Here is a 12,010-nt window from a genome sequence, read left to right on the forward strand (position 1 = left end):
TGTGGTCACCCCGCACAACAGACGGCGTACCGATCCGGGTGGTGTCGGCGGCGCGGGGCTGAGGGGTCAGCAGGGCGGGGATGGAGGCTGTACCTGCGCGGGTTCCCGCCACCTGCTCGGGTTGCAGCCGGTGAGGTTGGCTGCAACCTGCGCAGGTGGGCGCACCCCGCCACCTGCGCGGGTTCCCGCCACGTGCACTGGTTGCAACCGGTGAGGGTGACCACAACGTGCGCAGGTAGGCGCCCGCGCCGCAGCGCCCGACCGTTTGTAGGAATGGACCGCCGGGTAGCCGACCGGGGTGACCTCGTCCCCTGCCGCGCTCTTCGACATCGACGGCACCCTCGTCGACTCGAACTACGCCCATGTCCATGCCTGGACCCGCGCCTTCCGCGAGGCGGGGATTCCGGTGCCGGCGTGGCGGACACATCGGTCGATCGGCATGGACGGGAGCAAGCTGCTGGAGTCGCTCACGGGCGACGCCGACGAGGACCGCGCGCAGCACGCGAAGGAACTCCACACTCAGTACTACGAGGAGCTCGCGCCGCTTCTGGAACCGCTGCCGGGAACCCGCGAACTGCTGGCCGAGATCGAACACCGCGGGCTGCAGGTCGTGCTCGCGACGTCGGCTCCGGAGAACGAATTGTCCATCGTCCGTGACGTTCTGGGGATCGACGACATCGTGTCGGAGTCCACGTCGTCGGAGGACGTGGAGACGGCCAAGCCCGAGCCGCGCATCGTCGACATCGCGCTCGAGCGCGCCGGAGTTCCGGCGGATCGAGCGGTGTTCGTCGGTGACAGCGTCTGGGACGTCGAGGCATCGCGGTCGGCGAAGGTCGCCTGCATCGGGGTGCGGAGCGGCGGCATCTCGTCCGCGGAACTACGGGACGCCGGGGCCGTCGCGGTGTACGACGACCCCGCGGATCTCCTTGCGTCACTGGATGATTCTCCGATCGCACGACTGCTCGACCGACGATGAGGCACGACGGGTACACCGGCATCGAGAACTACGCGGCGATCGGCGACGGCCGGACGGTGGCTCTCATCGCGGCGGACGGGCGGATCGACTGGCTCCCCGTCCCCAACCTCGACACCCGGCCGGTGTTCGCGGCCTTGCTCGACGCGGACGAGGGCGGTTACATCGCACTGCATCCGGTAGGTGAGTACACCACCGAGCGCTCCTACTACGACGGCACCAACGTCCTCATCACCACGTTCGCCACCGAGACGGGCGTGGCGCGGATGACCGATTCCCTGAACACCGGTGTGGCGGGCCGTCTTCCGTGGACCGAGCTCGCGCGTCGGGTGGAGGGAGTGTCGGGCACCGTCGACATGGAGTGGGCCGTCGTCCCCGGCACCTGCTTGGGCAACGCCTCGCCGTGGGCGTACGACACCGTGCACGGCACGGTTCTCCGGGTCGACGGCATCACGCTCGGTGTCCGCACCCTGAACGCGGACGACGTCGACAAGGACACCCGGTCCATCCGTGGGCGGTTCACCACGACAGCCGGTTCGCGGTCGACGGTCGCCGTCGTCGGAACCGAGGTCGAGCCGCTGTACCTGCCCACCCCGGAAGAGGTCGACGCCGGCATCGACCGCACCGTGCGCAACTGGCAGAGCTGGTCCGAGGAGTTCCGGTACGACGGGCCGTGGAAGGAGTCGGTGCACCGCAGTGCGCTGGCTCTGAAACTGTTGCTGTACAGCCCCTCCGGGGCCATTGCCGCCGCCGCGACCACCTCGCTCCCGGAGCGGTGGGCGGGTGCGAAGAACTGGGACTACCGCTACGCGTGGGTGCGCGACGCCGCCTACACCATCAAGGCGATGATCCGGTTCGGTCTGCGCGAGGAAGTGCACGCGGCGGTGGCGTGGCTCCTGCGCATCATCCGCCGCAACGACAAGCTCACCCAGGTCTTCTACACCCTGGACGGTGAAATCCCCGGCGGCAGTTCGTATCCGGATGTGCCGGGGTGGCGCGGTATCGGCCCGGTCATCGCCGGCAACGATGCCGCGACCCAGCTGCAGCAGGGCATCTTCGGCGACCTGTTCGACATCGTCTCGCTGTACGTCGACGCCGGCAACATCCTCGACGCGCCCACGGGTCGACTGCTCGCCGCCATCGCGGACACCACCTGCGACATCTGGCGCAGCAAGGACGCCGGGCTCTGGGAGTTGCCGGACGAGCAGCACTACACCTCGTCGAAAATGGGGTGTTGGCACGCGCTCGATCGGGCGGTGCACCTGTCGGAGCAGGGCATGATTCCCGGCATCGCGGACCGCTGGGTCACCGAGCGCGATCGTATCGCCGAGTGGATCCACGACCATTGCTGGTCCGAGTCCGTGCAGGCCTACGTCTGGTACCCGGGCACGGACAAGCTGGACGCGTCCGTACTGCTCCACGCCGGCAGCCCCTGCACCGACGACGCCCGCATGTCGTCGACCATCGACGCCCTCCGCTCCGAACTCGGTGCGGGTGACCACCTGTACCGCTACTCGGGGATGCAGACCGTCGAGGGCACCTTCGTCGCGTGTTCGTTCTGGGTGGTGAACGCCCTGGCGCACATCGGACGCAAGGACGAGGCCTCGGATCTCATGGATCGGCTGGTCACCAGCGCCAACGATGTCGGGTTGTGGGCCGAGATGGTCGACCCGCACCGCACCCCGGATCGGGGCACCACCACGCATCTCGGCAACTTCCCGCAGGGCCTGAGCCATCTGGCCCTCATCAACTCCGCGCTGACCCTCGCGCGCGGACACGACCACACCGCTTGACCCACAAGGAAATTGGAGCGCACTCATGGATCTCGGAATCAAGGGCCGCACGGCCGTCGTCACGGGTGCCGACTCGGGCATCGGCTGGTGCACCGCACAGATGTTGCTCGACGAGGGTGTCCGCGTCGTCGTCAGCGACAAGGATGAGGACGCGCTGGCCGAGTCGGCCGCGAAGCTGACCGGACCCCAAGGTGCCGTCACCGCGGTCGCCGCGGACGTCACCGACCCGGCGTCGGTGGCCGAACTGCACCGCCGCGCCGTCGAGGCGCTCGGCTCCGTCGACATCCTGGTGCAGAGTGCGGGCGTCACGGGCGCGCAGGGCCTGTTCCACGAGATCGACGACGACGGGTGGGCGTCCACCGTCGAGATCGACCTCCTGGGACCGGTGCGCCTGATTCGCGCGTTCCTCCCGGAGCTGCGCCAGGGCGGATGGGGGCGCATCGTGTTGCTCGCCTCCGAGGACGCCGAACAGCCCTACGTCGACGAATTGCCCTACTGCGCAGCCAAAGCCGGCATCCTGTCGCTCACCAAGGGTCTCTCCAAGACCTACGCCTCGGAGGGCGTCCTGGTGAATGCCGTGTCGCCGGCGTTCATCCACACGCCGATGACCGACGCGATGATGGACAAGCGCGCGGACGAGCGCGGCACCGACCGCGACGAGGCGATCGAGAGCTTCCTGAAGGAAGAACGTCCGTTCATGGAACTCGGTCGACGGGGTACCCCGGAGGAAGTGGCGGCCGTGGTGACGTTCCTGTGCTCCGAGCGCGCCGCCTTCGTCAACGGCAGCAACTACCGCGTCGACTCGGGATCCGTCGCCACCATCTAGACCCCGAACCGACGCACGACACGGAAAGACACCCATGACACGCTTCGGATACACCCTCATGACCGAGCAGAGCGGGCCCAAGCGGCTCGTCGACTACGCGCAGAAAGCCGAGAACGTCGGCTTCGACTTCGAGGTCTCGAGCGACCACTACTCGCCGTGGCTGTCGGCGCAAGGTCACGCGTCGTACGCCTGGACGATGCTGGGCGCCGTCGCGCAGGTGACCTCGCGGGTCGAGCTCTACACGTACGTGACCTGCCCGATCATTCGCTACCACCCCGCCGTCGTCGCGCAGAAGGCCGCCACGCTGCAGATTCTCGCCGACGGCCGGTTCACGCTGGGCCTCGGCAGCGGCGAGAACCTGAACGAGCACGTCGTGGGCCAGGGTTGGCCGTCGGTGGACAAGCGGCAGGACATGTTCGAGGAAGCCGTCACGATCATCCGGCAGTTGCAGTCGGGTGAGCTGGTCACCTGGGAGGGCGAGCACTACCGCGTCGATTCGGCGCGGTTGTGGGACACCCCCGACACTCCCCTCGAGATCGGCGTCGCCGTCAGTGGCGAGAAGTCGATCGAGCGCTTCGCCCCGCTCGCCGACCACATGATCTCCACCGAGCCCAAGCCCGAACTCATCGAGGGATGGGACAAGGCGCGGCACATCGGCACCGGACTGGCGCAGAACTCCAAGAAGATCGGCCAGATTCCGATCTGCTGGGGACCGGACGAGCAGGCCGCGATCACGTTGGCACACGAGCAGTTCCGGTGGTTCGCGGGCGGCTGGGCCGTCAACGCCGACCTGCCCACCACGGCGGGTTTCGCCGGGGCCACGCAGTTCGTGCGGCCGGAGGACGTCGCCGACACCATCGCGTGCGGCCCGGACCTCGACGCGATCGTCGAGAAGGTCAAGCCGTACTGGGAGGCGGGCTACACCGACATCGCGCTGGTGCAGGTGGGCGACGAGACGCAGGAGCGGTTCCTGGCCGAGGCCGCCGAGCCGCTGCTCGAGAAGCTCCGGGCGGCGTCGTCCTGATCGGCGACTGACCCTTCACCCCTTCCCGCGCTGCCGTTCCACTCGCGCGCTGCCTACGGTCAGCGCGTCCGCGAGGTCGCAGCGCGGGAAGGGCCCAGGTCGCCTCAGGTGCTGCCCGCCGCACCGCCCCCGCCGCCGGCGCCTCCGCCGGACACCGTCGCGGACGAGGCGCTCGCCCCGAACGTCGCGGAGAACGCGGCCCAGTTCACCACCGACGGGTCGACGGCCAGAGGTAGCCCGGCCGGTGCGGTGAACGCCCTCAGCTCCGGGCCGGATTCGAGCCGTTTCTTGTATGCCGCGCCGAGACCCAGCGCGACGATGTCCGGCAGCGCCGCGTCGAGGTCGACGGTCGTGTCGTCCTTCTTCGCGGCCGCCTTCAGACCGTCGCGGTACGCCTCCCACGGTCGGGCGGCGTCGAGACCGGCGACGGTCAGGCCCGGGTAGGACGCGGCCATCACCAGACCGGTCACCATCAGGAGACCACCGGGGACGGCCGCGACCAGCATGATCGGCGCCCCGGCGGCCGCGACCACCCCGGCGCCGACCATGATCGCTCCGCTGAGCAGGGCCAGTCCCGCGAACGCCCAGCGCAACCGCCCGATTCCGTGGGCTCGCCATCCCCGCGCGTCGAACTCGGCATTCACCACCGCACCGACCGGGCGCGTGTTCGCCCCGATCTTCTTCAGAGCCGCGTTGTCGACGACGCCGTCCACGGCATGTTCGGACAGCTGGTCCCATACGGCGCGGGGCACGTCCCCCCGAACCTTGCTCTCGTCCAGCAGGCGCACACGAACGGTCGGCTTCCCGTGCTTCTTCTCGTCGGGTTCGAAGGCGACGGCGTCGTCGGCGGCGAGCGCCACGACGGTGGCCGACGTGGCGCTCGCCTGACTGCTGCGGTGCACGAGGGCCGTGGCCACGGCCGGGTCGGTGCGGTGGTCCGGCCGGTACGTCGTCGGCGTGTCCGCGGACACGGTCGCGCGCGGACGACGCCGGTAGAGCGAGAAGGCCACGACCGTCCCGGCGAGTACCGCGGCCAGTCCGGTCCACGGCAACCACGACGACCCCGGCCCGGCGGCGAACCGATTCAGCGCGGTGACCGGCGGGCCGTTCACGATGGACGACTGCAGTCGGTCCAGTCCGGCGTTCAGGCTGCCCGCCACGTCGCCGTCCTTCAGTGGCGGTATCAACGCGTCCTCGACGATCGCCTCCTGCTCGTCCGAGGGAACGTTGCCGTCGTCGAACCGGGATCCCAGGAAGATGCCGGCCCGGGCCTCGTCGGTGGTGCCGGGTTCGCGGTTGATCAGGATCGCGCCGGCGATGTCCTGGTCGATGCCGGTGGCTGCGACCCGGGCCTGCTGCAGTGCCTCGACCTGGTCGAGGGTCTCGTCCGAATCGGCGTCGAGCTCGCGCACCCAGACCACGACGTCGGCGCCCGTCTCCACCCGCAGCGTCTCGAGTCGTCGTTCGAGAGCGTCCGTCTGGTCGCGATCGAGCGAGAATCCTGTCCGGTCGTAGACGCGCTCACCGGTGGTGAGTCCGTCGAAACGCAGGTCCTCCGCGGACGACGCGTCGGAGCAGCCGGCGATGCCGAGAACTGTTGCCGCGACGACGATCGCGATGGCGAACCGAGTGCGGATCATGCCGCCATGATAGGCAGACCCGGCGGTCGGTCGCGGGCATCCCTCACGGAGGCGCGACGTGAACGCGGAGGGGCCGTACCCGACCCGACGAGCCGGGGCGCACGGTATTCTACGCTGTAGAGAAAGGGCCGCGGGGCTCTCCGATGGACGATCACGAACGAAGGTGACGGGATGGCGACGACCACGCGGCAGCGACTCTCACGGGAGGACATGGTCGTGACCGCGGTGCGCACGCGGGAGAAACTGGGTGCCGGCGAATTCTCGCTCCGCCGCGTCGCCGCGGCAGTTCCGTGCGACCCGATGAGCATCGTCCACCACTTCGGTTCCAAGGCGGGTCTCGAGCAGGCGATGGCGTCGTGGGTCGAGGAGCAGATCGAGCCGCCCGTCGACGGTGACTGGCGAGCACGTCTCGACGCGCTGGCCGATGCGTATCGAGCAGTGGGACTTCGGCATCCGGAGACTTTTCCGCTGCTGCAGGCGTTCACCTTCACGGGCGTCGCGGATCAGGCGCTCACCGAGGTGGTCCATCGCGCGTTCGACGAGGCCGGAGTCGACCGGGATCGGATGGCCGACGTGACCACCGGGTGGTTCTCCTGCGTGATCGGTCTCGTGGTGGGGGAGGTGCGCGGCTTGATCGCGCCTCTCGACGACCACCTCGTCGAGCAGGTGACGGCGCTGGATCCCGAGCGCTTCCCCATCACTCGCGCACTGACCGAGCACTATCGGACGCTCGTGCCCGCGACGACTTTCCGTCTGACGCTCGACGCCCTGCACGCCGGCATCACCTCTGCCGGGCGAGGTCCGTCGTGACCGTGTGGGCCGTGGTGTGAGCAGAGAAAAGCCCTGACCGGGTTTCCCTGGTCAGGGCTTTTCCATCGTGTCTCAACCACGAGTCGGGGTGGCGGGATTCGAACCCACGACCTCTTCGTCCCGAACGAAGCGCGCTACCAAGCTGCGCCACACCCCGTGATCGCCACCCTTTCGGGCAGCCGCATCACTCTAACGCACGACCGCCTCGGAACGCGAAACGCCCACCTCGGGCACATTTTCGCGCGCGCGACCGCTCGGCACGAGCGTGAGCAGAGTGGCCTCGGGGCGGCAGCAGAACCGGTAGGGCGCGTACGGCGAGGTACCCAGCCCGGCCGACACGTGCAGCCGCGTGTGCGCACCCCACCGCGAGGGGCCCTTCACCCGCGACCGGTCGAGTCCACAGTTGGTCACCAGCGCACCGTAGAACGGCAGGCACAGCTGACCGCCGTGCGTGTGCCCGGCGAGGATCAGGTCGTATCCGTCCGCGGCGAAGCGGTCGAGAACGCGGGGCTCGGGGGAGTGGGTGAGTCCGATGCTGACGTCCGCCACCGGGTTCGGATTCCCGGCGACCGTGTCGTACCGGTCGCGCTGCAGATGAGGATCGTCGACGCCGGCGGTGGCGATCCGCACGCCGGACACCTCGAGTTCACGACGGACGTGGGTGACGTCGAGCCATCCGCGCTCGGTGAACGCCGCGCGCAGGTCCTGCCACGGCAGAGCGTCGCCGAACACGCGAGTGTGGTTCTTCCGGAAGTACTTCAGCGGGTTCTTGGGCACCGGCGCGAAGTAGTCGTTGGAGCCGAAGACGAACAGGCCGGGCCGACCGAGCAGACCGCCGAGGGACTGCACCACCGCCGGAACCGACTTGCGGTGGGACAGGTTGTCGCCGGTGTTCACCACCAGGTCCGGCTCGAGGCGATCGAGCTCCCGGAGCCAGGTCTGCTTGAGCTTCTGGTTCGGCATCATGTGCAGGTCACTGATGTGGAGCACCCGCAGCGACGGTTTCCCCGGGGCCAACACGGGGAGGGTCGCTTCCCGCAGCGTGAACGCGTTGCGCTCCACGGCCGTGGCGTACGTCAGTCCGGCGGCAGCGCTGCCGACCGCGAGGGCGGCGACGCCGGCGGGGGTGGACAGAACCTCACGGGCCGCGCGAGCGGACGAGGCAGCACCGACGGACGCGGCGGAGGCCGGACGAGAAGGGAACGCGGATTTGCCGGACACCTCGTCGAGGATACCGTTTCGAGCATGGCCGAGAACTCTGACATCGAAAAGCGCCTGCGCGCGGACCTCACCACGTCGATGAAGGCGAAGGACGCGCTGCGGACCGCCACGCTGCGCATGCTGCTGTCGGCGATCGGCGCCGAGAAGGTCGCCGGCAAGGAAGCACGCGAGTTGACCGACGACGACGTGCTGCGGGTGCTGGCCAAGGAATCGAAGAAGCGCGGCGAGTCCGCCGAGATCTACACCCAGAACGGGCGCGGCGAACTTGCCGCGACGGAGCGCGCCGAGGCACAGATCATCGACGAGTACCTGCCGACCCCGCTCACCGACGCCGAACTCGCGGACGTCGCCGACACCGCCATCGCGCAGGTCGCCGAGGAGCTCGGCGAGCGGCCGGGCATGCGGCAGATGGGCCAGGTCATGAAGGCCGCCACCGCCATTGCCGCGGGCAAGGCCGACGGCTCACGGCTCTCCGCCGCGGTGCGCGCCCGCCTCTGACGCGAGCTCCGGAGGCCGAGCCCCGGCCGGACCCTACCGCGGGGGTGCGGTGAGGCCGGGGATCGGCGGGATGGTCACGTCCGGCGGCAACGACGGCAGCGTGAGGCCGGGCGCGGGCCGGGCCGGCGACGGACGCACGGAACCGTCCGACACGTACAGCGTGATCGTCGAGCCGGGGATCGCCGAACCGGACGGCGACGTGCTGACCACCGTGCCCCGTCGTTCCGACGACGCGGTGGTGGCGATGGACACGCGGAATCCGGCGGCCTGCACCTGCGACTGCGCCGACCCCTGGTTCAGTCCCACCACATCCGGGACCTGGCCGTTGGCGGACCCGCGGACGAACTTCTGATCGACCGGGGGAAGCGAGACGTCGCCGAACTTGGTGGCCACGGGATCCATGGCGTCGAACCAGGTGCGGGCGGGCTCGTTACCGCCGAACAGGTTGCCCGATCCGCACGGGCGCAGCGGGAACGAGCAGATCTCGCTGGGCGTCGGCGAGTCGCCGTAGGTGTAGGCGGCCGCCGCGTAGCGGTTGGTGAACCCGAGGAAGCCCGAGGACCGGTGGGACTCCGTGGTCCCCGTCTTGCCGCCCATCGGCAGCGTCCATCCGACGGACGCGGCCGCGGACGCGGAGGTCCCGCCCGGCTGGTCGTCCTTGCTCATCGCGTTGGCCAGGGTGTTCGCCAACCCGGGCTCGACCACCTGCTCACAGGCCTGGTGCGTCACCGGGATTTGCTTGCCGCTGCGATCGAAGACGCTGTCGATCGGGTTCGGCGGGCACCACTTGCCCCCGGAGGCGATGGTGGCGGCCACGTTGGACAGCTCCAACGGGTTGACGTAGGTGGGGCCGAGGGTGAAGGAGCCCAGGTTGGCCTCCTTCTGGTAGTCGGCGAGGCTCTGGTCCGTCCCCTGGCCGGCGGTGCCCGGCAGGGTGTAGGACCGCAGTCCGAGGCGGACGGCCATGTCGACGGTCGGGGTGACGCCGACCGATTCGATCAGTTTCACGAACGCGGTGTTGGGGGACTGGGCGAGAGCGTCGGTCACCGAGAGGGCCGCCGGGTAGGTGCCGGCGTTGGTGACGCAGTAGGTCGAAGGCGGGCAGCCGCGTGCACCGCCGTCACCGAGGCCCTTGACCTCGACGCGGCTGGGGACCTGGAGAACGGCCGACGTGCCGAGTCCCTTCTCCATGGCCGCCGCGGTGGTGAAGATCTTGAAGATCGATCCGGCGCCACTGCCGACCAGGGAATACGGCTGCGGCTGCACCGTCTCGTTGGCGTCGCCGTTCAGCCCGTAGCGCCGCGACGAGCCCATCGCGAGGATGCGGTGATCGTCCTGGCCCGGCGCGATCACGTTCATCACCGTCGCGACGCCGTCGAGGTTGGGATTGCTGTTCCCGGTCAAGGCGGCGGACGTGCTGGCCTGCACCTCCGGGTCGAGCGTGGTGCGGATGAGGTACCCGCCCTTGTCCACCTGCTCCTTGCTGATGCCGGCGTCGGCGAGGTACTGCAGGGCGTAGTCGCAGAAGAACCCGCGATCGCCGGCCGCGATGCATCCGCGCGGAAGCTGATTCGGCTCCGGCAGGACACCGAGCGGCTCGGCTTTCGCGGCCTCGATCTCCGCGGCGCGCTCGGGGATGTTCTGGATCATCGTGTCGAGCACGGTGTTGCGACGGTCCATGACGCCGTCGTAGTTCGTGTACGGGTTCAACGCGGAACTCGACTGGACCATGCCGGCCAACATGGCGGCCTGGGTGAGCGTGAGGTCGGCCGCGTCCACCCCGAAGTAGGTCCGGGCCGCGTCCTGGATGCCGTACGACGAGTTACCGAACGGCACCAGGTTGAGGTAGCGGGTGAGGATCTCGTCCTTGGTCAGTCGCTTGTCCAGCGTGAGCGCCATGCGGATCTCACGGATCTTGCGAGCGGGAGTCGTCTCGATCGCCGCCCGGCGTTCCGCGTCGGTCTTGGCGACGACGAGCAACTGGTAGTTCTTCACGTACTGCTGATCGAGCGTCGACGCGCCCTGCTCCACCTGACCACTGGTGGTGTTCGTGAGGAACGCGCGGACGGTGCCCTGCCAGTCGACGCCGTCGTGCTCGGCGAAGCGACGATCCTCGATGGAGACGATGGCGAGCTTCATCTCGTTGGAGATGCGATCGCTCGGCACCTCGAATCGGCGCTGCTCGTACAGCCAGGCGATGGGGTTGCCCGCGGCGTCGACCATGGTGGACACCGCCGGAACCGTGCCCTCGACCAACTCGGCGGAGACGTTGTCCACGGTGTCGGCCGCGCGGTTCGAGGCGTAGCCGAACCCACCGGCGAGCGGAAACATCACTCCGGCGAGCAAGGCACCCGCGAGGGCGCTGCACCCGGCGAGCTTGGCGACTGTTCTGGCGATCGACACGCTGAACAGAGTACGGGTCGCCGGGCCGCGGGCCGGTGGTCTCGGCGGCAGCCCGCCCGCGTCGACCCCGTGACCTGGGCTTACGTCACAGTCCGCACGCCCGTACCAGAAATCTGACCGCCCACCTTGCTTCGCCGCTGGGCTGTCGCTTACATTGATCAGGCCGTTGTGATTCAGCTAACAATCACTCCGGTTAGTGGGGTAGCGCTCGGGTGGGTGTGCAGCAGGTGGCGCATCACGGCAGCGGTACCGGACACCGGCTGGTCCCGGTGTTCTCGGACGGTGAAGGGATCTTCGAATGCACGCAGGAACGTCGAACTCCGCGCTCGACATCGGAGAGGCCGAAGCGCGCATCGCGTGGGTCTCGCAGGCGCGGTGCCGGGGTGTGGACCCCGACCAGCTCTTCGTTCGCGGTGCGGCGCAGCGCAAGGCCGCCACCATCTGCCGTCACTGCCCCGTTCTGATGCAGTGCGGAGCCGACGCTCTGGACAACCGGGTCGAGTTCGGTGTCTGGGGCGGCATGACCGAGCGTCAGCGGCGCGCTCTGATCAAGCAGCACCCCGACGTCGAGTCGTGGGCCGAATTCTTCGAGGCGCAGCGTCAGCACCAGTCGGCGGTCTGACTCCGCATCCGACGCACGCTTGTCCTGTCCCACCGCGATGTCCGAATTGCGGTGGGACAGTTCACTATCGGCCACCATGTTGCGGGTCCGCCGGAGCATGAATTCTCGGTGAACGGACGACGGACGGGTGGGGCCGGTATCGCCGTCCCGCCGCGACGGTGTCGTCCGATCCGTCCCGATTCGTCGTCACGCGGTCTCGT

Annotated in this window: 10 protein-coding genes and 1 tRNA gene; 7 read left to right on the plus strand and 4 right to left on the minus strand. The window is 69.0% G+C overall.

Annotated features, from left to right (window positions below; genetic code table 11):
• Positions 1–298 precede the first annotated feature (298 nt).
• From RC2_RS16470 to RC2_RS16485, 4 genes are read left to right on the plus strand one after another with little or no spacing between them, the layout of a single operon-like run.
• On the plus strand, positions 299–976 hold the full coding sequence (locus RC2_RS16470; protein ID WP_068148908.1) for an HAD family hydrolase: 678 nt from the start codon (positions 299–301) through the stop codon (positions 974–976).
• Entirely contained in the window at positions 973–2,766 is a 1,794-nt protein-coding gene (locus RC2_RS16475; protein WP_068148905.1) for a glycoside hydrolase family 15 protein, read from the plus strand. Before RC2_RS16470 ends, RC2_RS16475 begins: the two co-directional genes overlap by 4 nt.
• A 25-nt stretch (positions 2,767–2,791) precedes the next feature.
• On the plus strand, positions 2,792–3,592 hold the full coding sequence (locus RC2_RS16480) for an SDR family NAD(P)-dependent oxidoreductase (protein WP_068148903.1): 801 nt from the start codon (positions 2,792–2,794) through the stop codon (positions 3,590–3,592).
• A gap of 34 nt (positions 3,593–3,626) precedes the next feature.
• Positions 3,627–4,616 (plus strand): LLM class F420-dependent oxidoreductase, encoded by a 990-nt coding sequence (locus RC2_RS16485; RefSeq protein ID WP_068148899.1) that lies wholly within the window; start codon positions 3,627–3,629, stop codon positions 4,614–4,616.
• 104 nt (positions 4,617–4,720) lie between these two features.
• Here RC2_RS16485 and RC2_RS16490 read toward each other — a convergent pair whose 3' ends face one another.
• Positions 4,721–6,256 (minus strand): DUF2207 family protein, encoded by a 1,536-nt coding sequence (locus RC2_RS16490; RefSeq protein WP_072681643.1) that lies wholly within the window; start codon positions 6,254–6,256, stop codon positions 4,721–4,723.
• Positions 6,257–6,427: 171 nt separating this feature from the next.
• Between RC2_RS16490 and RC2_RS16495 the strand changes: the two genes are divergently transcribed.
• The gene (locus RC2_RS16495; RefSeq protein ID WP_068150633.1) at positions 6,428–7,066 is read left to right on the plus strand and encodes a TetR/AcrR family transcriptional regulator; all 639 of its coding nucleotides are present in this window, start codon (positions 6,428–6,430) and stop codon (positions 7,064–7,066) included.
• Between the two features lie 83 nt (positions 7,067–7,149).
• Here RC2_RS16495 and RC2_RS16500 read toward each other — a convergent pair.
• A tRNA-Pro gene (locus tag RC2_RS16500) sits at positions 7,150–7,223 on the minus strand.
• Positions 7,224–7,255: 32 nt separating this feature from the next.
• Complete coding sequence (locus tag RC2_RS16505) at positions 7,256–8,200, minus strand: metallophosphoesterase (RefSeq protein ID WP_068150694.1); 945 nt, start codon at positions 8,198–8,200, stop codon at positions 7,256–7,258.
• A 111-nt stretch (positions 8,201–8,311) separates the two neighbouring features.
• On the opposite strand from RC2_RS16505, the gene RC2_RS16510 reads away from it, so the two are divergent.
• Complete coding sequence (locus RC2_RS16510; protein ID WP_068104017.1) at positions 8,312–8,785, plus strand: GatB/YqeY domain-containing protein; 474 nt, start codon at positions 8,312–8,314, stop codon at positions 8,783–8,785.
• Positions 8,786–8,818: 33 nt separating this feature from the next.
• On the opposite strand, the gene RC2_RS16515 is transcribed toward RC2_RS16510, so the two are convergent.
• On the minus strand, positions 8,819–11,188 hold the full coding sequence (locus RC2_RS16515; protein WP_269465601.1) for a penicillin-binding protein: 2,370 nt from the start codon (positions 11,186–11,188) through the stop codon (positions 8,819–8,821).
• 298 nt (positions 11,189–11,486) lie between these two features.
• On the opposite strand from RC2_RS16515, the gene RC2_RS16520 reads away from it, so the two are divergent.
• Complete coding sequence (locus RC2_RS16520) at positions 11,487–11,810, plus strand: WhiB family transcriptional regulator (protein ID WP_068104015.1); 324 nt, start codon at positions 11,487–11,489, stop codon at positions 11,808–11,810.
• The last annotated feature ends 200 nt before the right edge of the window (positions 11,811–12,010 follow it).

The organism is Rhodococcoides corynebacterioides NBRC 14404, from assembly GCF_001894765.1.
Classification (GTDB): Bacteria; Actinomycetota; Actinomycetes; order Mycobacteriales; family Mycobacteriaceae; genus Rhodococcoides; species Rhodococcoides corynebacterioides.

Bases quoted from the DNA above. Each gene is read 5' to 3' on its own strand.
- RC2_RS16475 (WP_068148905.1), top strand. From the start codon at position 973: ATGAGGCACGACGGGTACACCGGCATCGAGAACTACGCGGCGATCGGC.
- RC2_RS16480 (WP_068148903.1), top strand. From the start codon at position 2,792: ATGGATCTCGGAATCAAGGGCCGCACGGCCGTCGTCACGGGTGCCGAC.
- RC2_RS16485 (WP_068148899.1), top strand. From the start codon at position 3,627: ATGACACGCTTCGGATACACCCTCATGACCGAGCAGAGCGGGCCCAAG.
- RC2_RS16490 (WP_072681643.1), bottom strand. From the start codon at position 6,256: ATGATCCGCACTCGGTTCGCCATCGCGATCGTCGTCGCGGCAACAGTT.
- RC2_RS16495 (WP_068150633.1), top strand. From the start codon at position 6,428: ATGGCGACGACCACGCGGCAGCGACTCTCACGGGAGGACATGGTCGTG.
- RC2_RS16510 (WP_068104017.1), top strand. From the start codon at position 8,312: ATGGCCGAGAACTCTGACATCGAAAAGCGCCTGCGCGCGGACCTCACC.
- RC2_RS16520 (WP_068104015.1), top strand. From the start codon at position 11,487: ATGCACGCAGGAACGTCGAACTCCGCGCTCGACATCGGAGAGGCCGAA.